The organism is Brevibacterium sp. Mu109 (assembly GCF_900169375.1).
Taxonomy (GTDB): domain Bacteria; phylum Actinomycetota; class Actinomycetes; order Actinomycetales; family Brevibacteriaceae; genus Brevibacterium; species Brevibacterium yomogidense_A.
Map to the genome: position 1 here is coordinate 84,055 of NZ_FXZF01000001.1, position 24,738 is coordinate 108,792.

Consider the following 24,738-nt stretch of genomic DNA (forward strand, 5'->3'; position numbering starts at 1 on the left):
GAAGGACTACGTGCTCCGGCAGTGCCCTGCCGCGTGTCGGGACGATGGGGACCGAACGACGGAAGCCCTGTCACCGCGCGGTGACAGGGCTTCCGGACCGAGCCTCCTGTCGGAATCGAACCGACGACCTTTTCATTACGAGTGAAACGCTCTACCGACTGAGCTAAGGAGGCAACGCGGAAGAGCTTATCCCCATCTCTGCGACGAGGTCAAAACGGGCGCAGAGCCCGGGCCGCGGCGGCTTCGACGGCCGTGCTGAACCGGTCCAGCACGGGCAGTTCCGTCGCCCAGCGGTGCCAGTGGAGATCCACGTCGAGCATGGGCAGTCCTGGGATCCGCACGAGGTCCCCGACGTCGGGGAGAGCGCCCAGGAGCAGTTCGTGGATGCATCCCCACCCCAGGCCCGCGCGCAGTCCCGTCACGAAGCCGTCCTGAGCCCCGATCATATGGGTCGGCGGGTTCGCCTCCGCGTCGTGCTCCTCGCACCACGCGCGCAGGACCCTGTGCTGGAGCTCGTCCGCCGCGCCGAACGTCAGCACCGGACAGGTCGTGAGGTCGAGGTGTCCGGCGGCGTCGAGATGGCGCGCCGCCAGCTTCTGCGAAACGACCGGGACATAGCGCATCTTCCCCAGCGGCGTGGCCGTGCAGCCCGTCTGCGCGGTGGGCAGGGAGCTGAGGGCTCCGAGCACATCCCCGCGGGCCAGCGCCTGGTGACCGACGTCCTGGTCCTCGACGCTCACCCGCAGGACGACGTCGTCCCAGTCCGCAGCCTCCTCGATGGCTCCGGACAGCCAGGTTCCCAGCGCATCCGCACCGACGGCGATCGGCAGCGCGGATCTGCTGGGGACCTCGGCGGCGGGGGTGAGGGAGCCGACCAGCGCGACGACCTGCCGCGCAGTGGCGAGCACCGCCTCGCCGGCGGAGGTCACGCGAGGAGGCGTGGAGCGCGCCACCAGTACGTGGCCCATCGTCGACTCCAGCGCCCGGATCCGCTGGGAGACCGCGGACGTGCTCACGCCCAGCGCGTAACCGGCGGCGTCGAAGCCGCCCTCGTCGACGACGGCGACGAGCGCCGCCAGCTGCACGAGGCTGGGGGCATCGGTTCTCATGAGACTCTCCCGATCATGAAGCCCACCTTAACCACGTGAAGGCCATCCATATGGCCTTCACGGGCCGCGCGGCGTACTTTCGACTCATGCCCGTCCTCACGCTCCTCACCACCGGCTTCCTCACGGGGGTCGGGCTGATCATCGCCATCGGCCCGCAGAACGCATTCGTCCTGCGCCAGGGCATCCGCCGTGAACGGGTCGCCGTCGTCGTGCTCGTCTGCGTGGTCGCGGACGTCGCTCTCATCGCACTCGGGACCGCAGGGATCGGCATCGTGTTCGAGCACGCGCCGTGGATCGTGGAGATCATGCGCTGGGGAGGCGTCGTCTACCTCGTGTGGTTCGCCTGGACGAGTATCCGGTCCGCGTTCGGCGGCCCCGAAGCGCTCACCACGACCGCGAGCGGGGCGACAGCCCAGGACAAGCCGTCCGCAGTCTCCGTCGCAGCGGCCACGGCGGCGCTCACGTTCCTCAACCCGCACGTGTACCTCGACACAGTCGTCATGCTCGGCACCGTGGCGAACCAGCACGAGCTCCGCTGGGTCTTCTCCGGTGGCGCGATGCTCGGTTCGCTCGTGTGGTTCGCGGCGCTGGGGTGGGGAGCTCATCTGCTGGCCCCGTCGCTGCGCAGCCCGCGGGTGTGGCGGGTCATCGACGTGGCGATCGCCGCGGTCATGCTGATGATCGCCGCGAAGCTCGCCTTCGCGTAATCTCGACCACACAGACCGACCCCGACGATCAGAGGTGTGGAACAGAGTGATCGACTTCCCCCAGGAGAGGGCCCAGACGTTCCTCACCCAGTTCCGGACCCTCGTCGAATGCGAGTCGCCGTCGAACGATCCGCGGTCCCTCGCCGCGAGCGCCAGACTCATCGCGGAGATCGGCGAGCAGATCACGGGCATCCGCCCCCACATCCGCACGATCGAGGGATTCCCACACGTCCACTTCCAGGTCGGCACCGGCCCGCGGCGCGTCCTGCTGCTGGGCCATCACGACACGGTCTGGCCGCGCGGAACCCTCGCATCCATCCCATGGTCCGTCGACGGCGATGCGGTCAGCGGACCCGGCACCGACGACATGAAGGGCGGGATCCTCATCGCGCTCCACGCACTGGGGGCGCTGCTGCGCCACGCGGGCGAGGAGCAGCTCGATGGAGTCAGCGTCCTCATCACTGCGGACGAAGAGCTGGGCTCCCCCACGTCGCGACCGCTCATCGAGGAGCTGTCCCGCGACGCGGAGGCGGTGCTCGTCTTCGAGTCCGGAGGTCCCGCCGGCCAGGTGAAGGTCGCACGCAAGGGCGTCGCGATCTATGAGCTCGAGGTCGTCGGTCGCGCCGCCCATGCGGGAGTCGAGCCGGACCGCGGGGTCAACGCGACCGTCGAGGTCTCCCACCAGGTCCTCGCGATCGACCGGATCGGCACCCCGGACGGGAGCACGACGGTCGTGCCGGCGGTCATGCAGTCGGGGACGACGACGAACACGGTGCCGGCCGGTGCTACCGTCGGCGTCGATTCCCGTGCCATCACCGTCGCGGAGCAGGAGCGCGTGGACCGCGAACTGCGCGGACTCCGCTCGGTGCACCCCGCGGCAGAGCTGATCCTGCACGGCGGCATCAACCGGCCTCCGCTGGAGGAGCGGTTCGCCGCAGACATCTTCGGGCGCGCCCGTGAGATCGCAGCGGCGCTCGGTCATCCGCCGCTGGAGGTGATCCGTGTGGGCGGAGGGTCGGACGCGAACTTCACGGCGGGGGTGGGCACACCGACGCTCGACGGTCTGGGCACGGTGGGCGGCGGCTCCCATGCGGACGACGAGCACGCACTGCTGTCGTGGATCCCCCGGCGCGTCGAGCTCACGGCATCACTGGTCGACTCGCTGCTGCGGGACCCGGTCGCCCGACCAGCGGCTGACGACCGACTGCGCCGCGTCAGTCAGAGGCGCGCCAGCCTGCGCCGCGTCAGTCCGTGATCCACGGGTTCGACAGGCCGACGAAGGCGGCCTCGACGACGAGAGCCGACGCCATGTTGGTCGCCAAGCGTTCCCGCGCCTGGCGCAGGACATCGATCCTCTTGAGGGTCGCGGTCGAATCGCCCTCTGCCGCGAGCCTGCCGATCCGCTCGTCCTCGTCGACGTTGATCGTCCCGGTGTCCGCGCCCAGCTGAGCGGCCAGCACATCGCGGTACAGGGAGAGCAGCTCGATGAAGATCGAGTCGAGCTCGTCATTGCGCGCGCGGACGTCGCGGCGCTTCTGCTCCTCTTCGAGGCGGCGGATCTGACTGCGCGCACTGGGTGGGATCTTGCCCCCGGCCTCGATGCCCAGTGTGCGCAGGAGCTGCTCCTTCTCCTGCGCGTTGCGCTCCTCCGTGCGCGCCTTCGCCCTGTCCTTCGCCACGTCGACGATGCGCGCGGCGATCCGGATGGTCGATCCGACGGAGGTCAGGTGACGGGGGATGTCGAGGATGAAGGTCCGCTCCGACCGCGCGTTCGGCGACGTCACGAGGCGACGGGCGCGCCCGATGTGGCTCTGCGCCGCATGCGCCGCCCAGCGGGCCGTGTCCGCATCCGCACCGTCGCGGTCGCGCAGCAGCTGTGCGACCGCGTCCGGACTGGGGATGCGGAGGTTCACGTTGCGGCACCGCGATCGGATCGTCGTGAGGACGTCTTCCGGACTGGGGGCGCAGAGGATCCAGACCGTGGAGGGCGGTGGCTCTTCGATGGCCTTGAGGAGGACGTTCGAGGTCCTCTCCGCCATGCGGTCGGCGTCCTCGATGATGACGACCCGCCAGTCCGCGTTCACCGGTCCCTGATGGGCGGTCGCGACGAGTGCGCGCACCTCATCGATCGAGATGAGCGACTTCTGCGTCGACAGCACCGTCATGGATTCGTGGATGCCGCGCAGTGCTCGCTGGGCCTCCGGCGAATCGCTGTCGCCGGCGTCCGGTGTGAGGAGTGCGGCGGCGAAGGCGCGTGCTGCGTTCGACCGGCCGGAGCCGGGTGGCCCCGTGAGGAGCCACGCGTGGGTCATCGCGGTGCTGCCCGCCGCGGCAGCCCGTGCCAGCTGGTCGACTGCGCGCTCCTGGCCGACCAGTTCGTTCCAGACGCTCATCGTCGTCCCGGTGCGCCCGGGTCGCGGCGATCGTGGCCGTGCTGGGCCCGGAGCCGCTCACGCGCCTGGCGCTCGATCTCCGCCTGGGCACGCAGTCGTTCCCTGCTGGTCTCCCGGGAGGGCGAGAGTCCAGACCGGAATGATCCCTCCGAGGACGGGACGGACGGCTGGACCGTGGTCGGAGCCTCCGAATCATCGACGACGGGAGCGGGACGGACCTCCGTGACCGGATCGTCGGCCGCAGCCGGGACGAATCCGGGACGAGGACGCACCTCGGTGACCGGATCCTCGACAACCGGGGCATCGACGAACGGAGGATCGACAAACGGGGCCCCGGGAACTGGCCCCTCAGTGACCGAGGGGGATCCCACCGGGTTCTCACCGGCCGGGGCGGTTCCCGCCGTGTTCGCACCCGCCGTGTTCGCACTGGCCGGGGCGGCTCCCGCCGGATCCCGTGCGACCGGAATCTCGATGACCGGGTCCTCGGCGACTGCCGAGGTTCCCACCGGTCGATCCCCGACTGCCCGGCTCTCGTCCACGTGGGGAGCGGCGGTCGGAGCGGGCCGCGCCACCGTGACCTGGTCGTCCGCTGCATGCTGTCGGGCGTCGGTGCCCGACTGCCTCTGCGCGAGTCTCTGCTCGACTGCCCGGAGTACGTGTGCCGCGATGGTGTCGATGTCACGGCCCGCGTCGATGACGACGTAGCGGTCCGGAGCGGCCGCCGCGTAGTCGAGGAACGATCTGCGCACGGTCGAGTGGAACTCATGGTCGAGCGCATCGAGATGGTTCTCTTCGCCGCGGACAGTGGTCCGCTGACGGGTCACTGCGGGGTTCGCATCGAGGATGATCGTGAGGTCGGGGCGCATCCCTTCGGTCGCCCACGTCGACAGCGCGACGATCTCGTCGTCTCCCAGATCGCGGCCCGCCGCCTGGTACGCGCGGGAGGAATCGATGTAGCGGTCCGTGATGACGATGCCGCCGCGATCGACGATGGGGCGGACGAGTGACGCGACGTGGTGGGCCCGGTCCGCTGCGAACACGAGCGCTTCCGCCCTGGGCGTGACGCCGTCTCCGTCGAGCACCACGGAGCGCAGCAGCGTGCCGGCGGCCGTGCCGCCGGGTTCCCGGGTCGTGACGACTTCGCCGTGCCCCTGGTCGCGCAGCGCATCTGCGAGGAGATGGATCTGCGTGGACTTGCCGGTGCCGTCTCCGCCCTCGATCGCTATGAACAGACCGCCGGCGTGGACCGAGCCGGATGATCCCGCAGAGCCGGACGCTGCATCCGGAGCCGTGGCCAGTGCCGCAGCCAGGGGCTGCGCGCCGCCCCCTCCGGCGGCAGGACCGGTCGGGGCATGTGCTGCCGTCGCAGTCCCGGTAGGAGCGTCCACGGCCGCCGCACGCGCATCCGCTGCGCCCGTACCGTGCGAGTCGGTGACGGCTGAGTCCGCACCTGCAGCGGTCTCCACACCGGCCGCACGCGCATCTGCCGCGCCCGCACCCCGCATCGCGGCGTCACCGGTCGCCGCCGGGCGGCGGAAGGCGTGGATGATGTCGATGCCGATCCCGCTGATCCCAGTGGGCCCGAACGTGAAGAGCGAGATGATGCCGCCGATGAGTGCGACGGTGCCGATCAGGACGTAGGCCAGGTCAGCGGGAAGGATGTCCCACGACGCGACGGAGCTCAGCGGGACCTCTGCCGTGAAGCCGACCGCGGTGATGAGGATCGCGACGGCCATGCCGACGACCGCGCCGATCCGCCGCGAGAACCGGTAGCGCTGGGAGCGGACGCCCAGGCCCACGAGGAACGCGACGCCGCCGGACAGCACGGCCTTGCCGGACAGCTCCACGAGCACACCGGCGGAGACGGTGAAGACGCCCGCTGCGATGAGGGAGAAGGAGGTGAGCCGGGTGCGCGTCATACCGGGTGCGAAGTCGGGTCCCGTCTCGAAGCCGACGGCCCACCCCAGCAGCACCGCGCAGAGGATGACCGACATCCCCGCCTGGCCGAAGCCCAGATCCGCGATGGAGGGCTGGGCGAGGATACCGACCGCGCCCAGCACGCCGAACAGCAGATGGCAGGGCCACGCGCTGGTCACCGGAGTCCCGGGCCGTGCGGTGCTGCGATCCAGCACGTGCGCGCCGGTGTCCGGCAGTCGCACGCCCTGATCGGACTTCTGCGTGAGGAGCACGATGACTCCGGCGAGCATGACGAGGCTGCCCAGGAGCAGGAGCCAGCGCAGCGCCTCGTGTCCGCCGGCGGTCCCGCCGACCAGCTGCGCCGCGTACGAGGCGCAGAGCATGACGGCCGCGGCGACGCCCGCACTGCGCCACGGCTTCACCCGCGTTCCGGCGACCAGGCTCAGGACGGCCGCCAGGGCGGCGCCCACGCCCAGGCCCACGAAGACGCCCAGGATCGCGGACACGGTGAACAGCTGAGTGATCGCGAGTCCCGCGATCACCACGGAAGCGATGAGCGCCACGCGCAGGGAGACCTTCCCCTGGAGCTTCTCCTGCGGCACGAACATGCCGGCCACGCCTGCGGCGATCACTGCCGCGTACAGCAGCACCGCCGGCCGGGAGGAGAAGCCGTCTTCGCCGGTGAGCGTGTGGATGTCCGCCATGGCGGCCGGATCGAGGAAGGCTGTGACGCCGTAGGCGCCCGCGACGGCGAAGCTCAGTGCCGCGGCGGACAGCATCGTCAGCCACGCACCGACCTCCACGATGAAGACGCCCATGACATCAGTCCGGGGACGACCCGCCGATGGGCGGGCGCCCTGCGACTGTGCGGGCTGCGATGCGGGAGAGGCGGGAGGCGGGGATCCGACGTCGTTCACAGGCCACACCTTACCCGCGGCCACTGACACGACTCGGGAGATCTGATCGGACGAGACTACTCTGGGGACGTGCGGAACGAGACGAACGAGGAGACGGCAGGGGACCTCGGCGGGGGCGCCCGTCCTGAGCTCACGGTCCTGCGGCACGGACCGGGCGACGCGCTCACGGACCTCGCGATGGCGCGGGCACTGCTCAACGCGGTCAGCGACGGCGACCGCGGTCCGACCCTGCGGATCTATCGGCCCTCCCCCACTGTCGCCTTCGGTGCGCGGGATCGGTTCCTCGACGGCTTCCGGCCTGCGATCGAGGCGGCTCGCTCACACGGCTTCACCCCCGCGCTGCGCACGCTGGGCGGACGGGCCGCCGCCTACCATCCGGGCAGCATCGTCATCGATCACATCGAGCCGACGCGGGAGTTCCTCACCCAGACGCAGGACCGGTTCGTGCGGTTCGGCGAGATGTACGCCGCCGCACTGCGGGGCATCGGCATCGATGCGCGCATGGGCGAGATCCCCGGCGAGTACTGCCCCGGCGAGCACAGTGTGAACGTGGGCGGCGAGATCAAGGCGATCGGCACGGCGCAGCGCGTGGTGGGCGGGGCCTGGCTCTTCTCGTCGTCGATCATCGTGGAGGACCCGGACCCCATCCGTGCGGTCCTCACGGACGTGCAGGCGGCGCTCGGGCTCGACTGGGAGCCGCGGACGGGAGGGGCCATCGCGGAACTCCACCCGGGCGTGACGGCGGACGCCGTGGAGGCGGCGCTCCTCACCGCGTACTCGCGCGAGTACGAGCTGGTCCCCGCTGCGCTCACCCCCACCGACGCCGAGGCCGCACGCGGATTCGTGGACGCCCACCTCCTCTGAGCTGCAGCCGCCGCGGTCCCCACCCAGCACGCGAACAGGGCGGGCCCTGCACCTGAGTGCAGGGCCCGCCCTGTCGAGGAGCGCCGACCCTTCACGGGCCGGCAGACGATCACGGAGTCTTCGGTGTCGTCGTCTTCTTCGCAGCCGTGGTCGTCTTCTTGGCCGCAGTGCTCTTCGTCGCGGTGCTCGTGGAAGCCAGCTTCTTGGCAGCCGTCTTCTTGGCAGCCGTCTTCTTCGCCGTCGTCGTCTTGGAAGCAGTCGTCTTCCGCGTCGTCGTCTTCTTCGCCGGGCCCTTGGCGCGCTTCTCCGCCAGCAGCTCGAACGCACGTGTCTCGGTGATGCCCTCGACGGAGTCGTCCTTGCGGAGGGTCGCGTTCGTGGTGCCGTCCGTGACATAGGGGCCGAACCGGCCGTCCTTCACGACGACCGGCTTCTTCGATTCCGGGTCCTCGCCGAGCTCCTTGAGCGGCGGGGCGGCCTGCGCGCCGCGGCGCTGCTTGGGCTTCGAGTAGATCTCGAGCGCCTCCTCGAGCGTGATCCCGAAGATCTGCTCCTCCCGCTCCAGTGACCGGGAGTCCGTCCCCTTCTTCAGGTACGGGCCGTACCGACCGTTCTGCGCGGTGATGGGCGTGCCCTCCGCGTCTTCACCGACGGTGCGGGGCAGCGTCAGCAGGCGCAGCGCCTGCTCCAGCGTCACCGTCGTGGGCTCCATCGACTTGAAGAGCGAGGCCGTGCGCGGCTTGGGCTTCTTGGCACCCCGCTTGGGCTTCTCCTCGGATTCCGGCAGCACCTCTGTCACGTAGGGGCCGAACCGGCCGGACTTCGCGACGATCGTGTGGCCGGTCTCCGGATCGGGTCCCAGCTCGCGGTCGCCGGTGCCCTGCGTGCGGATGAGTTCGCGGGCGGCTGCCTCTGTGAGCTCGTCCGGTGCGAGGTCATCCGGCACGGAGACGCGACCCGGGGAATCGCCCTCCTTTTCCGGCGCGATCTCGAGGAACGGGCCGTAGCGGCCCACTCGCAGCTCGATGCCCTCGGCGATCGGCACGGTGTTGATCTCTCGCGCGTCGATGTCGCCGAGGTCGTCGACCACTGCCTTGAGTCCGGGCTTGGAGCCTTCTCCCTCGCCGCCGAAGTAGAAGTCGTGCAGCCACTGCGTGCGGTCCTCACGGCCGCCGGCGATCTCGTCGAGCTGCGCCTCCAGGTCTGCCGTGAACTGGTAGTCCACCAGACCCGCGAAGTGCTCCTCGAGCAGCCGGGTCACGGAGAACGCCACCCAGCTGGGCACCAGTGCGTTGCCGCGGTTCGTCACGTACCCGCGGTCCTGGATCGTCGAGATGGTCGCCACGTAGGTCGACGGGCGGCCGATCCCCAGCTCCTCGAGCCGCTTCACGAGGCTCGCCTCTGTGAAGCGGGGCGGCGGCGCGGTCGTGTGGCCGTCGGCCTCCGCCCGCGCGACGCCGATCGCGTCGCCCTCCTTGACGTCCGGGAGTCGGGACTCCCCGTCCTTGCCGGACTCCGAGTAGCGCTCGACGTCGCGGCCCTCTTCATACGCCGCGAGGAATCCGCGGAATGTGATGACCGTGCCCGAGGTCGTGAAGCCGGCCTTCGCAGGAGCCGTCTCCCAGCCCCCGCCGGCGAGCTCCGCCGAGGCCGCCGCGAGGTCCGCGCCGATCTTCATCGTCGCGGTCGAGCCCTTGGCATCGGCCATCTGCGAGGCGACGGTGCGCTTCCAGATGAGTTCGTAGAGGCGGAACTCGTCGCCGCCCAGTGCGCCGGACACCTGCGCGGGTGTGCGGAAGGAGTCTCCGGACGGGCGGATGGCCTCGTGAGCCTCCTGCGCGGCCTTCGCCTTCGACCCGTACAGGCGCGGCTTGCCGGGCACGTACTCCGCCCCGTACAGCTCTCCGATCTGGCTGCGGGCTGCAGACATCGCCTGCCCGGACAGCTGGGTGGAGTCCGTACGCATGTAGGTGATGTAGCCGTTCTCGTACAGGGACTGCGCGACGCGCATCGCCTGGCGCGCCGACATCCGCAGCTTGCGACCGGCCTCCTGCTGGAGTGTCGACGTGGTGAACGGGGCCGCCGGGCGCCGCGTGTACGGCTTCGTCTCCAGCGAGGTGACGGACAGCGCCTGCTGCGCAGTCCCCGTGAGGACCGATGCCAGCGAGGTCGCCTGCGGCTCCCCCAGCACGAGGGCATCCGAGGCCTTCTTCAGCTGGCCGCGGTCGTCGAAATCGCGGCCCGATGCGACCTTCGTCCCGTCGACGGTCTCCAGGCGAGCCTTGAACGCGGTGCCGCCTGCGGCCTCGGCCAGTTCGATGTCGAGGTCCCAGTAGTCCGCGGACACGAAGGCCATGCGCTCGCGCTCGCGCTCGACGACCAGGCGGGTGGCGACGGACTGGACACGGCCGGCGGAGAGTCCCGCACGGACCTTGCGCCACAGGACCGGCGAGACCTCGTAGCCGTAGAGGCGGTCGAGGATGCGGCGGGTCTCCTGCGCGTCGACGAGGTCCGCGTCGAGCTCACGGGTGTTCTCGAGCGCACGCTCGATCGCCTCCGGAGTGATCTCGTGGAACACCATCCGCTTGACGGGGATCTTCGGCTTGAGCACCTCGAGCAGGTGCCACGCGATGGCCTCGCCCTCGCGGTCCTCATCGGTTGCGAGATAGAGCTCGTCGGCGTTCTTGAGGAGCTTCTTGAGCTCCGTGACCTTCTTCTTCTTGTCCGGATCGACCCGATAGTACGGAGTGAAGTCCGAGTCCACGTCGACGGCGAACCGTCCGTACGGGCCCTTCTTCATGTCCGCGGGCAGCTCCGACGGCTGCGGGAGGTCGCGGATGTGGCCGACGGAGGCTGTGACGTCATAGCCGTCCCCCAGATACCCCACGATCGTGCGGGCTTTGGTCGGCGACTCGACGATGACGAGTCTGCGGGGGGTGGTGGTAGCGGCCATGGATTCCTTTCACCTGCTCTCATCCGCATGCTTTCGGGCACGGCGAATCGTTCCGCGGTCGGATGTGTGGACAATGTAGCACCAGCCGACGACTGCGTATTCCTGTCAGTCCGTCACTGGGACGATCACTCCCGCCGGGACGAGGGTGCGGACCTGGTCGAGGAGCTGGGCGGTGAGGGCCGCCTCGTCGACGCTCAGCAGCTGGGCGAGCGCGGCGGAGATCTGCCCCATCGTGAGCGTCCCGTCGCAAACTCCCAGGAATCCTGCGAGCGCGGGATCGGCCTGGAAGGTCTGTGCGAGTCCGCCGCCCTGTTCGATGGTGATCATCGTGGGGTCGTCCGCGCCCGGGCGCAGGTGTCGGTGCTCGGTGACGTCGGGTGCCAGCTGGTAGGCGGTGCCGATCAGCTCCGCGTCATCGGCCTCGTGCAGCCACTCGAGCAGCCCGATGCGGGTGGAGAGGAAGGCGGCGAGCCCTGCAGGGTTCGATCCCGGTCCGGATTCGATCTGCGCGAAGTCGCGCACAGCGTCATCGGCCGAGGCCACGCGGTGCAGCACGACCCAGCCGAATCCCACCTCCTCGACGCCGCGCGCCTCCAGGTCGGTGAGCCAGCGGTCGACGTCCGCGTGCCAGCGGGCCGTCGCCCGGGCGACGCCGCCGTCGCGGATCCACGTCCGCGCGTACGCGGCGGGGCGCATGCGCTGCCGTTCGATCACCGTCGCCGAGGTCCCGCGCGCGTCCCCGTCGCCGCCCACCCAGGCTGTGGGCGGCTCGCGGTCCGCCCCGTGCTCCCAGTTGCCGAGCATGACGGCGGTGCCGTCGTCCCGCAGGTGCTCGGGGGCTCCGGACACCATCGCTCGCATGATCGCGTCCCCGGTGAGTCCGCCGTCGCGGTAGCCGTAGGAGCGGTAGCCGTAGGAGCTGGACTCCGACGTCGCCTGCGACACGTTCGACCTCGGAGTGATGACGAACGGCGGGTTGGAGACGAGCAGGTCGACAGCCTCCGGCAGGGGCTCGAAGAGCGATCCGTGACGGAATTCGACTCGATCCGCGGCTCCCGCGAGTCCCACGGTGAGGCGGGCGATGGCGAGCGCGCGCTGCGAGAGGTCGGTTGTGATCACGCGGTCCGCGTGGCGCGCCAGGAGGACCGTCTGGATCCCGCATCCGGTCCCGATGTCCGCCGCGAGTGAGACGGGACCGCGCGGGGTGAGGTCGAGGAGGGTCCGTCCGGCGCCGCCGTAGCCCAGGACGTAGTCACCGTCGAGGGCGTCCGGGCGGGTGAGGGTGCCGTGGTCTGCGAAGAGGAGGAGCGTGTCGTCGCCCGGCGCCAGTCCGCGGGGCACGCCCAGCGGCAGCGGGTGAGCGGTGAGGTCGAGGACGGAGCGGATCGGGCCCGGGCTCTCCTCACTCCCGCGCACCAGGAGGCCTTCGGTGCGTAGCGTCTCGACCAGGTCGGCGCCCAGTGCCGCCGCCGCATCGTCCACCCCGACGGGAGTGTCCAGGAGGAAGAGGAGCGCGATCGCAGCGAGCGCACGATCACGGGCGGGCACCGCCTCGGCCTCGGGGGCAGCCTCGGCAGCGGTCTCTCCTTCGGCGGCAGCCGTCGCACCGAGGAGGCGCAGGCAGTGCCGGCGGGCGGGGGCCGGATCGTTCGCGTCGAGTGCGGCGTCGGCGTCCGTCCCCCACAGCCCGCGCAGGGCGGCGGGGGTGTAGCGCGCGCGAGTGAGTGCCGTGGCGAGCCGTTCGAGGGTCGCAGCCGGGAGCACCGGGACGGGCGGAAGAGAAGTCACCCGACCATCGTAGGGGCGTGCCCTCGATTACCCGCCGACCCGTTCCGTCCGGGTCGTGAGCAGAAGTGTCCGGACCCCGGCCGGTGCCGATGGGCTGCAGGAGACCTGCGAGGATGAGTGTGATGCCCAGCACCGACGCCCCCGTCTTCGACGATTCGCGGGCGCACCACACTCGCCTGCTGCGCGGAGTCGCCGCCGGTGCCTTCGCGACCTTCGTCGCGCTGTTCTCCCACGTCGCGGGCGGCGGCCAGTCCCCCACACTCCTGGGCGTCGGGGTCCCGCTCCTCCTCGCGGTCTTCGTGTGCGTCGTCCTGGGCGGTCGGAAGCTGTCATTGCTCCGGCTGAGCGCGTCCGTGGGCATCAGCCAGACCCTCTTCCACTGGATCTTCGGCACGGCGGCCTCGAGCGTCCCCACTGCGGGCACGGCGACCTCCGCTGAGGCCGCAGGCTCTTCAGCGGCGCAGCTCGCCCTCCATGCGAATCACGTGGGCGGTGTGCCGCCTGGTTTCGCCGCTTCGATCGCGGGATCGGGAGCGGGCGACCACGCCGCGCACAACGGTGCCGCGATGACCGTGGCCCACATCGTCGCCGCACTCGTGACGGTCGCAGTGCTGTACCGCTCCGAAGTCGTCCTGCGGGCGCTCGTGGAACTGCTGCGCATGCTCGGGAGCGCGTGGGCCCCGCTCCGTCGTCTGCTCACGCACACCACGTGGGTCGCGCCGCCGCGCCTGCGCCCGGGTGCCGGGTGCGAGGCGGACACTCCCGCACCGCTGGGCGTCGTCCGCTCGACGCGGCTGGACCGCGGTCCCCCGGTGCGCATCCGCGTCCACGCCTGAAGACTCGGACGACTCACGAGGCTCCGGACGACTCACGTCCGGGTCCGCCGGGTCGTCACGGCCCCTCCGTGGACGCGCCCACTCCCTCCCATGTCTGAGGGCCGCACGGCCCGCGCGTCGTCGACGCCGCGCGTCGTCGATGCTTCATACCGCCGTGCGTCCGAACACTCACGAAAGGCGCCACCATGCGCATTCAGAAATCTGCCGTCCTGCTGTCCTCTGCCACTGCCGCCCTTCTCGTACTCACCGGCTGCAGCACGGCCGGGACCGCTTCCGAAGCCGACTTCGTCACGGACTCCGCGACAGAGTCCTCAACAGACTCCTCGGCATCCGTCACGGTCGACGACCCCTGGGTGAAGGCCGCGGAGGAGGGCATGACCTCCTCATTCGGACTCGTCGAGAACACCGGTGAGGAGGACGTCACCCTCGTGGCCGTCGAATCGACGATCTCCGAGGAGATCGAACTGCATCAGACCTCGGACGACGGCTCCGGTGCGATGTCGATGGAGGAGAAGGAGGGCGGCTTCCCGATCCCGGCCGGTGACTCCCTCGACCTGGCACCCGGCGGGAATCACATCATGTTCATGGACTTCGACGGACCGCTGCAGGCAGGCGACACGGTGGACCTCACCCTCGTCTTCTCAGACGGCTCGCGCCTGGACTACGAGGCGTCGATCCGTGACTTCGCGGGAGCCGACGAGTCCTATGGCAATGAGGAGACAGATTCCCACGAGGAATCCGACGAGCACTCCGATGACGAGCACAGCGACCACGAGCACTCCCACATGGGCGATGGTGATGACTCATGAGGGCGCTGAGCAGACGGAGGATGCTGCTGGGAGGTGCAGCAGCCGGAGCCGGTGTCGCCGCGCTCACGGCGTGCACGCCGGGCATCGATGAGACGCCGCAGGACAGCCTCCTGGACGTGGGGACAGACACCATCCCGTTCTTCGGCACGCACCAGGCGGGCATCGCCACACCGCCGCAGGCCTTCGCGACGTTCGTGGCGCTCACGCTGCGGAACGAGGCGGATGCGGAGGCGATCCGTCGCATGCTGCAGGTGCTCACGGATGATGCCTCGAGGCTCGCGGAGGGTCGTGGCGCACTCGCGGACACGGAGCCCGAACTGGCACGGACACCCGCCCGGCTCACCGTCACCCTGGGATTCGGCTCCGCACTGGTCCGCCGGGCTGCGGGGCGATCGGCCGTGCCCTCGTGGCTGAAGCCGCTGCCCTCGTTCGGGATCGACGATCTCGACGATCGGTGGACAGGTGGAGACCTGCTTCTGCACGTCGCGGCTGATGATCAGGTGACAGTCGCACATGCCGTGCGCATGCTGCTGAAGACGGCTCGAGCGACGGCACTGCCGAAGTGGCGCCAGTCCGGATTCCGCCGGTCGCGGGGCTCGGAGAAGCCGGGCACCACGATGCGGAACCTCTTCGGCCAGGTCGATGGGACCGTCAACCTGCGGCCCGAGGACGACGACTTCGCATCCGGGGTCTGGAATGACGAGGGATGGATGGCGGGCGGCACCTCGTGCGTGCTGCGGCGGATCCGGATGGACCTGGACGGCTGGGATCGCCTGGACACACCGGGTCGGGACCAGGCGATGGGGCGGCGGCAGTCGGACGGGGCACCGCTGACGGGAGAACACGAGTTCGACGAACCGGACTTCGAGGCGATGGGCCCGCACGGGTTCTCCGTCATCCCGGACTTCTCCCACATCGCCCGTGCCCGCGGTGACGACCCCCGTCCCACCATGCTGCGTCGCAGCTTCAACTACGACGACGATCCAGTGGATGCGGGCGATGGAGGGATCACCGATGCGGGTCTGCTGTTCCTGGCCTACCAGCGCGACGTCGACGAAGGATTCGTCCCCGTCCAGCGACGGCTCGATGAACTCGACCTCCTCAACCAGTGGACGACTCCTGTGGGTTCCGCGGTGTTCGCGATCCCGCCGGGGTGCCAGAAGGGAGGCTTCATCGGCGACACGCTGTTCTGAGCAGACCGCTCACGCGTGACCCCAGGGGCACGACCTGCATACGATGCGGTCATGGCGCGCATCGAGGACACGGACGGGATACGAGTGCCGTTCGCCGCGCTCACCGCGGCCGTGTCCCTGGGGGTCGCGACGTTCTTCACCCTCTACTCCCTCATCCCGGTGACCCGGACGGACGACCCGGGAGTCGGCAGTGCGTTCGTCGGCGTCCTCATGACCTGCGTCATCGCGGTGCAGGTGGGAACGCCGACTCTGGTGAGGCGGTTCTCGCTGCGCACGGTCGTCTCCGGCTCACTCGCCGCCCTGGGCGTGGGCGCGCTCGTGGCCGGGATCGCCGGGACCGGAGCGGCCTCCGGTCTGGCGCTGGTCGCGCTGCTGGCAGGCGGTGCGCTCGCCGGGGCCGGGTTCGGCATCCTCATCGTCGCGGGCTCCCAGGGCGTCGGCGTGCTGGTCCCGGGAACCGGCCTCGGGCGTGCGCTCGGGCTCTACGGCCTCATCACCGCACTGGCGACCGCGCTGGGATCACCCGCCGGGGTCCAGGTGGGCGTGGCGTTCTCCCCGACGACCTTCGGCGTGGTCGCCGTGGTGCTGTGCGTGCTCGGCGCGGTGGCTGCGTTCGGGATCCCGGCGAGCATCGGCCGTGGCGACGACGCACCCGGGAAGACTCAGGGGGCCGGCGGCACCGAGGGGAACAGCAGGTCCAGCGGTGACAGTGTGTCCAGCGATGCCAGCGGGTCCAGCGGTGACAGCGGGACCACCGGATCCGGTCCGGTCACCGGCGCGACCGGCATCACCGGCTCTGAGGAGCCGCACGCCACGACGATACCGGGCGCGCTCCGCGTGCTCGCCCTGACCCTCACGTTCCTCCTGCTCGCGGTCCTCTTCCTGTCCCACGCGATCACGAGCCTGCCGGTGCTCGCCAGCGACAGCGTCAGCCCGGCGCTCACGATCCTCCTCGCGCAGCTGGGGACCGCCGGGGGTCGGTGGGTCGGCGGCTTCGCGGAGCCGCGGATCACCCGCTCCGGCACGATCATGCTGGCGACGATCCTGCTCGTCATCGGCAGCATCACCGGTGTGTTCACCAGCAACGGTGAGACGATCGGGATCAGCGCGGTGATCCTCGGCCTGGGTGTCGGAACCGCGCAGACGGTCGCCCTGCACACCGCGATGCGGCGCACGGATGCAGGACGGGCCTCGGTCGTGTGGAACCTCGGCGTCGACGGCGGTCTGTGGATGGGCGGCATCCTCGCGGGTCTCGTCCTCGCCCAGGGCGCGATGCTCCCGGCGATCTTCGCCGCGGCGAGCATCCTCGCGATCGTGGGCGCGGTGCTCGCGGTGAAGGAGACCGGTCGGCGCTGAGGCTCGCATTCGGTGCCGGTGGTCTGGTCCCGAGCCCCGAGTCCCTAGTCCCGGCGTCGGCCCCAGTCCCTACGATGGGCCCATGACCTCGGAGCTCTTCGACATCCTCACCCGGTTCGGCGACCGCGTCGACCGCGTGACCCATGTCGAGCAGCTGCCCGCCCGCCCCGGCCGCACGACGGACTGGCCCGCATGGCTCGACCCCGCGGTCCACGACGCATTCGTCTCCGCCGGCATCGAGCTCCCCTTCGAGCACCAGGTCGAGACCGCGGACATCGCCCATGCCGGTGAGAACGTCATCGTCGCGACCGGCACGGCATCGGGCAAGTCCCTGGGCTACCTCATGCCGGTGCTCGACGCCGCGATCCGCGGAACGTCCGCGCCCAGCGGCCGCGGTTCGACGACCCTCTACCTCTCCCCCACGAAGGCGCTCGCGGCCGACCAGCTGACCTCCCTGCGCGAACTCGTCCTCAAGGGCCTGCGCCCCACCACCTACGACGGAGACACGCCGCGGGCGGATCGTGACTGGGCGCGCCGTCACGCGAACCTGATCCTCACCAACCCGGACATGCTCCACCGCTCGCTGCTGCCCGGCCACGAACGGTTCTCCTCCGTCCTCAAGCGACTGGACTACGTCGTCGTGGACGAGGCCCACCGCTACCGGGGCGTGTTCGGTTCGCACGTCTCGCTGATCCTCCGCCGGCTGCTGCGACTGGCGCGGTACTACGGCGCATCCCCCGTGGTGATCGGCGCATCGGCGACAGCGGGTGATCCCGCCGAGGTCTTCTCCCGCCTTATCGGAGCCCCCGCCCGCGCGGTCGTCGACGACGCCTCACCACGGGCCGCCGGCCGCTTCCTGCTGTGGGAGCCCCCGCTGCTGCCCGGCCTCGATCCGCGTGAGCAGTCCGGCCCGTTCGAGCAGCTTGATCCGTTCGAGCAGCCTGCTGACCCGTCGGATCCGTCAGCAGTCGAGGAGGACCCGCCGGACCCGTGGGCGGCCTCCGTTCCGCACGGCCGCGCCCTGGAGGATCCCGCGCCCGAGGTCCCTGTCAGCCACGTCTCCGAGGCGCGTCGGTCGTCCCTCGCCGAGGCCGCAGATCTCCTCATCGACACCACGTGCGCGGGCCGACGGGCGATCGGCTTCATCGCCTCCCGCCGCGGAGCGGAGGCCCTGGCCTCGATCGTCAAGGATGGGGTCGCCCGCGTCGACGATTCGCTGGTGCGGACGGTCGCCGCCTACCGCGGCGGCTATCTGCCCGAGGAGCGCCGCCTGCTGGAGACTGCGCTGCGCAGCGGCCGCCTGCTCACCGTCGCATCGACCAACGCGCTGGAACTGGGCATCGACATCTCCGGGCTCGACGCCGTCATCATCGCCGGATGGCCCGGCACGCTGGCGTCCCTGTGGCAGCAGGCGGGTCGTGCCGGCCGCAGCGGACAGGAGTGGATCGCGGTGCTCGTCGCGCGCGACGACCCGCTCGACACCTATCTCGTCCAGCACCCGGAGGCGGTCTTCGGCAAGGCCGTGGACGCCGTCGTCATCGACCCGGGGAATCCGTACGTACTCGCGGGTCACCTGTGCGCAGCCGCAGCCGAGGTCCCCTTCACCGACGACGACTTCGCGCACTTCCCGGAGTCCGCACCGTCCATCGTGGACCAGCTCACGAGCGCGAGGATGCTGAGGAGGCGACCTGGCGGGTGGTTCTGGGCGAAGGCGGAGAACCCCGCGGACCTCTCTGACATCCGCTCCGGGGGCGGCGGGACGATCCGCCTCGTGGAGCGGGAGACGGGTGCGCTGCTGGGCACCGTCGATGATGCCGGCAGCCACCACCAGAGCCACCCGGGAGCGGTCTACGTCCATCAGGGGCGCACCTTCGTCGTGGTCGATCTGGATCCCGACGAGCGGGTGGCCCTCGTCGAGCAGCGCCACGTCGACTACACGACGGAGTCGCAGTCCGTCACGGAGATCGGGATCCTCGGCACCCGTGCGACGGTTCCCCTGCCGTCCGGTGCGGCGGTCAGCTGGGGCGAGGTGGAGGTGACGTCGCAGGTGACGGGCTACAGGATGCGGCAGTCCGGCAGCGGCACGGTGCTGGGCGAGTACCCGCTCGAGCTGCCCTCGCAGGTCCTGCGCACGACCGCGGTCTGGTGGACTGCTCCCGACGCACTCATCGACGAGGCAGATGTGACGACCGGTGATCTGCCCGGTGCCGTGCATGCGGCCGAGCACGCGGCGATCGGGCTGCTGCCCCTGTTCGCCGGGTGCGACCGATGGGACATCGGCGGTGTCTCGACGGCCCGTCACGCGGACACCGGAGTGGCGACGGTCTTCGTCCACGACGGGCAGCCGGGCGGGGCGGGGTTCGCGGAGCGCGGATTCGAGGCCTTCTCCGCGTGGCAGACGGCGACCCGTGAGGCCATCGAGGCCTGCGAGTGCGTGAGCGGCTGCCCGTCCTGCGTGCAGTCGCCCAAGTGCGGCAACGGCAATGAGCCGCTGGAGAAGGACGCGGCCGCGCGACTGCTGCGCGTCGTCCTGGGATAAGTCGTCCCGGGGTAGTACGTCCTGGGGCAGCAGGTCGTCCGGGGCAGCCGACCCTGCTCACTCGGCACGGCCTGCGACCGCCGTCGCCTCGACTGTGAGGTCGTCGCCCAGGCCGGGGATCCGAATGCCCAGGGGTGCTTCGACCGTCACGGTCGCTGTCCCCAGGTCAGGGCGTGCGATGCATTCGGTGATCGTCGCCCCGTTGCGCGTCGCCACCTCCTCCGCAGTCGCACAGCCGTCCTCTCCCTGCACCTGCACGACCGCGATCGCCGCGAGATCCGCGGCGGCGTCGGCGCGCGCACCGGCCACCAGGCCCTGCCCGATCGTCCCCACCATGAGGGCGAGAGCAGCGGCGGCGCCCGCGATCCCGATGGCGGGCACCGTCGTGGATCCGGCGTCAGATGTGGGGGCGGCCGTGGGCTCAGCCGACACGTCAGCCCTCCTTCCGCGCGGTCGCGTGGGCGGAGACGGACTCCGCGACGGGTGCGAGCACGTCCGGCAGCGGCACCTCCACCGTGACCTCCGCATAGCCGCCGTCCTCGGCGATGAGGACCTGGGCGGAGTCGCCTGCGCGCTTCCGCGCCTCCTCCACGACCGTGGTCTGGGTCTCACCGCGCGCCACTTCACGCGCCGCACCCCGAGCTGCATCCATGGCACGCAGCTGGGTCGCACCGACAGCACCGGCGCCCACGACGATCCCGATGATGAGGACCAGCGCCGGCATGACCATCGCGAACTCCGCGGCCGCGGCGCCCTCGTCGCGTGCGCCGGTGCGTCTCGGCATGTCAGGCTCCGCCCAGTCCCAGTGCGCCGGTGATGACTCCCGTGATCATCTCCTGCAGCGGATCGCTCTTGAGGACGACGACCAGGAGCGCGGCGAACCCGCATGCGGCGAGCGTCGTGATCGCGTACTCCGCAGTCGTCGCCCCGGTGTCATCGGACAGGCACTCGCGCACCGTTCCCGGCCGGACCACCACTCCGTCGAGGTGGCCCGGATCCGGCTCCTCCCGTTCCTCCGCTCCTCGTTCCGGACGGCTCCTGTCATCGCACGACGTACTCGTCATGGTGCTCCCCTTCCCTCGGACGGATCTCACCCCGTCCGTGCTTCCCCAGCACGGGTCTCATCCCGTCCTGCGACACCGCGGGTCCCTCCCACGGCGGCGACACCCTGGTGGCTGTCGTGCCATGAGCTTCCCCGTCGATCGGCACCGGCAGAAGACCCTCCCCGATGCTGTGGACGGAGCGTCAGCGGTCCACAGCATCCCGTGCGCAGGGACACGCGATGACGCACTCGGCTGTGACGCACTCAGCTGTGACACAGCGCCGCACACGAACGGCAGGATCTGTGGAGGTGGGCCGGTGGAGAAGGGTCGGCGCACCCGCTGACCCTCTCTGCACGCTCTGCACGCTCACTGTCCTGTGAGCGCTGGAGCGAGATCGCCGAGGAGCGTGAGGAGGACGGGCACGACGCCCAGCAGCACGAACGCGGGGAGCACGCACACGCCCAGCGGCATGACGAGCATGACGCCCAGACGCGCCGCTGCGATCTGCCGCCGCCGGTGCTCGCTGCGACGCAGTTCGTCCGCGTGCGCCTGCAGCAGCGGAGCCAGCGCGACACCAGTCCGACTGGAGAAGCGGATGACCGCGATGACGGCGGAGAGCTCGGTGCGTTCGCCGCCGGTGTCCCCCGCCAGTCCGAGTCGAGTCGACCGGGCGATATGGGCGAGCCCGGAACGGTCTCCCGACGCCCGCACAGCATGATCGAGTGCTCGGTCCACCGGTAGCCCCGCCTGCAGACACACTGCGACGAGATCCAGGTCGAACGCCAGGTCGTCGACTGCAGACGTCCCCGCGGGGACGCGGCCAGAGCTTCGAATGCTTCGCGCGGTCCCTGAGTCCAGACGTGCTGTGGCAGCTGCACCGGTGAGAGTGACTGCGCGGGTGAGCGTGCCTGCAGCGGCGAGTCGGGCCAGGCGCCTGACCTGCGGTGCTCGCGTCAGGAGGAAGACACCGCCCAGCGCGCACGCGACGAGGAGCGCCGCGGCGATCATGTCGCCTTCTCCAGCATCCGCTTCATCCACACCCTCCCGCACGCGAGCAGGACGACCCCTCCTCCGATGGAGGCGAGTCCCACAGGAGAGCCCAGCAGCGAACCCAGGTCGGCACCGATCAGCAGCGCGAGCCCCAGCCCTGCGGCAGGCAGCCACGTCAGCACGGTGACGGTGGCCTGCGGTCCCGCGAGCGCGACTATGCGCTCCCGCTCCGCGTCGGCGATCTCGCGGCGACTGTGCGCGTACCGGGTGAGGACATCGGCGGCGGGGGCACCGGCCGATTCCGCCACCTCCCACACTGCGCCCATTCCCACGAGCACCTCTGCGAGCGTGGGCGGGAGCCCGCCCACGTGCCGCGCGATCGCGGTGCGCGGATCGTCGCCCAGGCTCATCGAGCGTGAGACACGGATGAGGACCGCTGCGAGGTCAGGGTCGCTCACCTCCGCCAGCTGCGTCGTGACGGTCGCCGGCGGCATCCCGATGCGTAGCAGGGCCGCGGCCCGGTCGATGACGGCGATCGCTCGATGCGGGTCGTCCGCGACCGCAGACGAGCCGGTGCTCGCCTCGGAACCGGGGGCGGCCTCGGGAGCTGACGTGGCCTCGGGACCGGCCCCCTGGTCCGAGCCGGTGGCCGCGCCAGACCTGGAGAACCGCGTCTCACCGCGGGGCTTCCCCCGCAGCTGTGGCAGGACGGTCCGCAGGCGCCGCCCCGCGGGGTCCAGAGTCACGAGCAGTACGCCGAGCACAGCAGCGCCGCAGGCCACGAGGAGACCGATCATGGCCGTCCCTCCGAGATCGGGTCGGCAGACATCGAGCCAGCGGGGCGAGCCGATTCCCCGGCCGACTTGGCGGAGAAGGTGCCCTGGAGGTGCGCCACACCGTCCGGCTGGAACCCGGTGGTCCGATCCCAGACCAGGCGCGTGTGAACCCGATCATCGACGAGGACGGGAACTGCGACCTCGGCGATCCCGCGCTTCCCGGGCCCCGCGGCATCGCGGCGGATGTGGAGGAGCAGGTCGATCGCGGTGGACGTCTGCGCGTGGACGGCCGCAGCGCTCATCCCGGCGAGCGCTCCCAGGGCCTCGAGTCTGCTGGGGACGGCGGCGGATGTGTTCGCGTGGACGGTCGCGCACCCGCCCTCGTGACCGGTGTTGAGCGCGGTGAGCATGTCGCGGACCTCTTCGCCGCGCACCTCGCCGACGACCAGTCGGTCCGGTCGCATCCGCAGAGCGTTGCGGACCAGAGCGGTCATCGGCACGTCCCCGACGCCTTCGACGTTCGCCTGCCGAGCCGACAGCTGCACCACGTGGGGGTGGACGACGACGAGTTCGCGGGAGTCCTCGACGAGCAGCAGTCGGTGAGACTGGGGAGCCGCGGACAGCATCGCTCCCAGCAGCACCGTCTTGCCGGATCCCGTCCCGCCGGAGACCAGGAAGTTCGCCCGCCGTGCAACGGTCTCCTCGATGAGCGTGACGAGCGCTGCGGGGACGAAGCCGTCAGCGATCAGATCAGGCAGCGTGAACGCGCGCGGGCGGGGGACCCTGAAGCTCAGGACGGTGACCTCGCCCGACAACGGCGGTATGACGGCATTGACTCGGATTCCGTCGGGCATCCGCACATCCACCAGCGGCGACGAGTCATCCAGACGGCGGCCTCCGGAAGCCGCCAGTCGCACGGCGAGCGCACGGACGTCGGACTCGGACCCCAGACTCAGCGGCACCTGTTCGAGGCCCGCGCCGAAGTCCGCCCACACGTCGCGGGGTCCGTTGACGAAGACGTCTGTGACGCCCGGCCGGTCGAGCAGCGGCTGCAGCGGACCCGCGCCAGCCAGCTGTGCGGACAGCCGTGCGACGAGTTCCAGCATCGCGGCGGTTCCGAGCACCCGACCCGAACGGCGCACGGCGGCGGCGACTGCGGAGTCCGTCACCGGTCCCGGGTGATCGAGCAGGTCATCGCGGATCTCGGCGACGAGGGCGGAGTCCAGCCACCCCGCCTCGCCGGGCCCCGGCGACCCCTCGACGCGAGCGGTCATGACGCGAACGGTCATCGCAGCCCGGCCGCCATCCGCTCAGCGAGCCCCGCACCCGCCGGAGCCGGTTCTCTCCACGTCTCCGGCACCTCGTGCGCGGGGAACCACGCCTCGACCAGCGCGGCAGCCGTCGCGGTCAGCGACGATCTGCGGGTCGGCAGCGACTCCCCGCGATCGATGCGGCCCGCAAGCCCCCGCTCCGCCCGCATGCGCGCGGTGAGCTGCAGGCCCACCGCATCCGCGACCTGCTGGGCGGGGATCCCACCCCGCTCGTCCTCCCGCACGATGAGCCCCACCCTGTGGTGACCGGCTCTCAGCCGTCCCGCGACCTGTGCCGCACCGACCGCCGCACGGACTCTGGCCGGGACGACGAGCTGCACGTGGTGACAGGCGCGCACCACCCCCCCGGCGGCGTGCCGCGGCAGGTCGACGACCACGAAGTCGAACGCCTGCTGTGCCGCGCCCAGCACGGTGTCGAACACGTGGCCGGACGTGTCCGCGGCGTCCGTCCGGTCCCACGACAGCACTGCCAGTCCGGCGACCCGGGGCAGAGCGTCCACCAGGGTCGACGGCCTCAGACTGCCCTTCGAGGCGGCCAGCGCGGGCCAGCGGAGCCCTTCGGTCGACTCCGCACCGAGCACGAGGTCGATGCCGCCGCCCAGCGGATCCCCGTCGACGAGCACGGTCCGCAGCCCGATCCGCTGCCCCTCGACCGCCAGCGCCGCCGCGAGCATCGTCGCTCCGGCCCCGCCGCAGCCCGGGACGACGCCCACGGTCGTCGCGGGGGCCACCGGCGGCTCCACGGCGGCGATCATGCGCTGGACCAGCCATTCGGCGGCGGCCGGCAGGATCGCCACGTGGTCGGCACCGAGCCGGGCCGCCGCTGCGAAGGCATCCGCCGAGGTCCGTGAGGCCGTCGACGGGTCCTCCGCGGCGATGAGCACCGTCGGTGCGGAGATCCCGCCGGGCGGATCGGAGACGTCCTCGCCCAGGAGGACCAGTGCGGCGTCCTGCCATCCGCCCGTCATCGGTGAGGCGACGGCCAGGGTGACGCCGATGCCGTCTGCCAGCGCCGCGCACTGATCGATGAGGCTGGGCAGCTGCGTGAGGAGCGCGATCCGAGACATGCGCCCACTCTGGGCGAGATCGGGCGCGAGCGGAACCGCGTGCGCCAACCTGTGGATGACGGAACTTCTCAGCGGCGTCCTGTGACCTCGAGTGCGGTTCCGAAGCCCAGCACAACGCACGCACCCGCCCGGCGAGGTGCCGGACGGGTG

General features: G+C 70.9%; 20 protein-coding genes and 1 tRNA gene. 8 read left to right on the top strand and 13 right to left on the bottom strand.

All coding sequences use genetic code 11. From position 1 onward, the window contains the following. Positions 1 to 100: 100 nt before the first annotated feature. Positions 101 to 173, bottom strand: a tRNA-Thr gene (locus tag BSP109_RS00385). A gap of 36 nt (positions 174 to 209) precedes the next feature. After that, entirely contained in the window at positions 210 to 1,109 is a 900-nt protein-coding gene (locus tag BSP109_RS00390; protein WP_101599015.1) for an ArgP/LysG family DNA-binding transcriptional regulator, read from the bottom strand. 86 nt (positions 1,110 to 1,195) lie between these two features. Here BSP109_RS00390 and BSP109_RS00395 point away from each other — a divergent pair, with 86 nt between their 5' ends. Together BSP109_RS00395 and BSP109_RS00400 are read left to right on the top strand one after the other, a co-directional pair. After that, entirely contained in the window at positions 1,196 to 1,816 is a 621-nt protein-coding gene (locus BSP109_RS00395) for a LysE/ArgO family amino acid transporter (protein ID WP_087006802.1), read from the top strand. Between the two features lie 46 nt (positions 1,817 to 1,862). After that, positions 1,863 to 3,071 (top strand): M20 family metallopeptidase, encoded by a 1,209-nt coding sequence (locus tag BSP109_RS00400; protein WP_101599134.1) that lies wholly within the window; start codon positions 1,863 to 1,865, stop codon positions 3,069 to 3,071. On the opposite strand, the gene BSP109_RS00405 is transcribed toward BSP109_RS00400, so the two are convergent. Both BSP109_RS00405 and tmk read right to left on the bottom strand, forming a co-directional pair. Beyond that, positions 3,061 to 4,209 (bottom strand): DNA polymerase III subunit delta', encoded by a 1,149-nt coding sequence (locus BSP109_RS00405; RefSeq protein ID WP_087006683.1) that lies wholly within the window; start codon positions 4,207 to 4,209, stop codon positions 3,061 to 3,063. The two genes, BSP109_RS00400 and BSP109_RS00405, sit on opposite strands and share 11 nt — an antisense overlap. After that, the gene (tmk, locus tag BSP109_RS17605; RefSeq protein WP_257944494.1) at positions 4,206 to 7,043 is read right to left on the bottom strand and encodes a dTMP kinase; all 2,838 of its coding nucleotides are present in this window, start codon (positions 7,041 to 7,043) and stop codon (positions 4,206 to 4,208) included. Before tmk ends, BSP109_RS00405 begins: the two co-directional genes overlap by 4 nt. Before the next feature lie 177 nt (positions 7,044 to 7,220). Between tmk and BSP109_RS00415 the strand changes: the two genes are divergently transcribed. Beyond that, on the top strand, positions 7,221 to 7,907 hold the full coding sequence (locus BSP109_RS00415) for a lipoate--protein ligase family protein (protein WP_180959584.1): 687 nt from the start codon (positions 7,221 to 7,223) through the stop codon (positions 7,905 to 7,907). A 109-nt stretch (positions 7,908 to 8,016) separates the two neighbouring features. On the opposite strand, the gene topA is transcribed toward BSP109_RS00415, so the two are convergent. Beyond that, positions 8,017 to 10,860: a type I DNA topoisomerase gene (gene topA, locus BSP109_RS00420; protein ID WP_101599016.1), complete on the bottom strand. Its 2,844-nt coding sequence runs from the start codon at positions 10,858 to 10,860 to the stop codon at positions 8,017 to 8,019. Between the two features lie 105 nt (positions 10,861 to 10,965). Next, positions 10,966 to 12,648, bottom strand: coding sequence for a class I SAM-dependent methyltransferase (locus BSP109_RS00425; protein ID WP_257944495.1), 1,683 nt, complete (start codon positions 12,646 to 12,648; stop codon positions 10,966 to 10,968). Positions 12,649 to 12,770: 122 nt separating this feature from the next. Between BSP109_RS00425 and BSP109_RS00430 the strand changes: the two genes are divergently transcribed. The 5 genes from BSP109_RS00430 (at position 12,771) to BSP109_RS00450 (ending at position 19,381) form a co-directional block, all read left to right on the top strand. Next, the gene (locus BSP109_RS00430) at positions 12,771 to 13,484 is read left to right on the top strand and encodes a hypothetical protein (RefSeq protein ID WP_101599018.1); all 714 of its coding nucleotides are present in this window, start codon (positions 12,771 to 12,773) and stop codon (positions 13,482 to 13,484) included. Between the two features lie 185 nt (positions 13,485 to 13,669). Then, the gene (locus BSP109_RS00435) at positions 13,670 to 14,293 is read left to right on the top strand and encodes a copper chaperone PCu(A)C (protein WP_101599019.1); all 624 of its coding nucleotides are present in this window, start codon (positions 13,670 to 13,672) and stop codon (positions 14,291 to 14,293) included. After that, the gene (locus BSP109_RS00440; RefSeq protein ID WP_087006693.1) at positions 14,290 to 15,486 is read left to right on the top strand and encodes a Dyp-type peroxidase; all 1,197 of its coding nucleotides are present in this window, start codon (positions 14,290 to 14,292) and stop codon (positions 15,484 to 15,486) included. The genes BSP109_RS00435 and BSP109_RS00440 overlap by 4 nt, the downstream gene beginning before the upstream one ends. A 51-nt stretch (positions 15,487 to 15,537) precedes the next feature. Next, positions 15,538 to 16,842 carry an MFS transporter gene (locus BSP109_RS00445; RefSeq protein WP_101599020.1) on the top strand — a complete coding sequence of 435 codons (1,305 nt, stop codon included), beginning with the start codon at positions 15,538 to 15,540 and terminating at the stop codon, positions 16,840 to 16,842. 82 nt (positions 16,843 to 16,924) lie between these two features. After that, complete coding sequence (locus tag BSP109_RS00450) at positions 16,925 to 19,381, top strand: DEAD/DEAH box helicase (protein ID WP_101599021.1); 2,457 nt, start codon at positions 16,925 to 16,927, stop codon at positions 19,379 to 19,381. Between the two features lie 57 nt (positions 19,382 to 19,438). On the opposite strand, the gene BSP109_RS00455 is transcribed toward BSP109_RS00450, so the two are convergent. From BSP109_RS00455 to ssd, 7 genes are all read right to left on the bottom strand, one after another. Next, complete coding sequence (locus BSP109_RS00455) at positions 19,439 to 19,813, bottom strand: Rv3654c family TadE-like protein (RefSeq protein WP_101599022.1); 375 nt, start codon at positions 19,811 to 19,813, stop codon at positions 19,439 to 19,441. A gap of 1 nt (position 19,814) precedes the next feature. Further along, a complete protein-coding gene (locus tag BSP109_RS00460; protein ID WP_101599023.1) occupies positions 19,815 to 20,165 on the bottom strand; it encodes a TadE family protein in 351 nt (116 codons plus the stop codon). Position 20,166: 1 nt separating this feature from the next. Next, a complete protein-coding gene (locus BSP109_RS00465; protein WP_101599024.1) occupies positions 20,167 to 20,445 on the bottom strand; it encodes a DUF4244 domain-containing protein in 279 nt (92 codons plus the stop codon). Between the two features lie 345 nt (positions 20,446 to 20,790). Continuing rightward, a complete protein-coding gene (locus BSP109_RS00470; protein ID WP_101599025.1) occupies positions 20,791 to 21,432 on the bottom strand; it encodes a type II secretion system F family protein in 642 nt (213 codons plus the stop codon). Beyond that, on the bottom strand, positions 21,429 to 22,211 hold the full coding sequence (locus BSP109_RS00475) for a type II secretion system F family protein (RefSeq protein ID WP_101599026.1): 783 nt from the start codon (positions 22,209 to 22,211) through the stop codon (positions 21,429 to 21,431). Before BSP109_RS00475 ends, BSP109_RS00470 begins: the two co-directional genes overlap by 4 nt. After that, positions 22,208 to 23,464 carry a TadA family conjugal transfer-associated ATPase gene (locus BSP109_RS00480; RefSeq protein ID WP_101599027.1) on the bottom strand — a complete coding sequence of 419 codons (1,257 nt, stop codon included), beginning with the start codon at positions 23,462 to 23,464 and terminating at the stop codon, positions 22,208 to 22,210. Before BSP109_RS00480 ends, BSP109_RS00475 begins: the two co-directional genes overlap by 4 nt. An 11-nt stretch (positions 23,465 to 23,475) precedes the next feature. Further along, positions 23,476 to 24,588 carry a septum site-determining protein Ssd gene (ssd, locus tag BSP109_RS00485; RefSeq protein ID WP_101599028.1) on the bottom strand — a complete coding sequence of 371 codons (1,113 nt, stop codon included), beginning with the start codon at positions 24,586 to 24,588 and terminating at the stop codon, positions 23,476 to 23,478. Between the last annotated feature and the right edge of the window lie 150 nt (positions 24,589 to 24,738).

Coding starts and splice junctions, on each gene's coding strand:
- BSP109_RS00390 (WP_101599015.1), bottom strand. CDS start 1,109: ATGAGAACCGATGCCCCCAGCCTCGTGCAGCTGGCGGCGCTCGTCGCC.
- BSP109_RS00395 (WP_087006802.1), top strand. CDS start 1,196: ATGCCCGTCCTCACGCTCCTCACCACCGGCTTCCTCACGGGGGTCGGG.
- BSP109_RS00405 (WP_087006683.1), bottom strand. CDS start 4,209: ATGAGCGTCTGGAACGAACTGGTCGGCCAGGAGCGCGCAGTCGACCAG.
- BSP109_RS00415 (WP_180959584.1), top strand. CDS start 7,221: ATGGCGCGGGCACTGCTCAACGCGGTCAGCGACGGCGACCGCGGTCCG.
- topA (WP_101599016.1), bottom strand. CDS start 10,860: ATGGCCGCTACCACCACCCCCCGCAGACTCGTCATCGTCGAGTCGCCG.
- BSP109_RS00430 (WP_101599018.1), top strand. CDS start 12,771: ATGCCCAGCACCGACGCCCCCGTCTTCGACGATTCGCGGGCGCACCAC.
- BSP109_RS00435 (WP_101599019.1), top strand. CDS start 13,670: ATGCGCATTCAGAAATCTGCCGTCCTGCTGTCCTCTGCCACTGCCGCC.
- BSP109_RS00440 (WP_087006693.1), top strand. CDS start 14,290: ATGAGGGCGCTGAGCAGACGGAGGATGCTGCTGGGAGGTGCAGCAGCC.
- BSP109_RS00445 (WP_101599020.1), top strand. CDS start 15,538: ATGGCGCGCATCGAGGACACGGACGGGATACGAGTGCCGTTCGCCGCG.
- BSP109_RS00450 (WP_101599021.1), top strand. CDS start 16,925: ATGACCTCGGAGCTCTTCGACATCCTCACCCGGTTCGGCGACCGCGTC.
- BSP109_RS00460 (WP_101599023.1), bottom strand. CDS start 20,165: ATGCCGAGACGCACCGGCGCACGCGACGAGGGCGCCGCGGCCGCGGAG.
- BSP109_RS00465 (WP_101599024.1), bottom strand. CDS start 20,445: ATGACGAGTACGTCGTGCGATGACAGGAGCCGTCCGGAACGAGGAGCG.
- BSP109_RS00470 (WP_101599025.1), bottom strand. CDS start 21,432: ATGATCGCCGCGGCGCTCCTCGTCGCGTGCGCGCTGGGCGGTGTCTTC.
- BSP109_RS00475 (WP_101599026.1), bottom strand. CDS start 22,211: ATGATCGGTCTCCTCGTGGCCTGCGGCGCTGCTGTGCTCGGCGTACTG.
- BSP109_RS00480 (WP_101599027.1), bottom strand. CDS start 23,464: ATGACCGCTCGCGTCGAGGGGTCGCCGGGGCCCGGCGAGGCGGGGTGG.
- ssd (WP_101599028.1), bottom strand. CDS start 24,588: ATGTCTCGGATCGCGCTCCTCACGCAGCTGCCCAGCCTCATCGATCAG.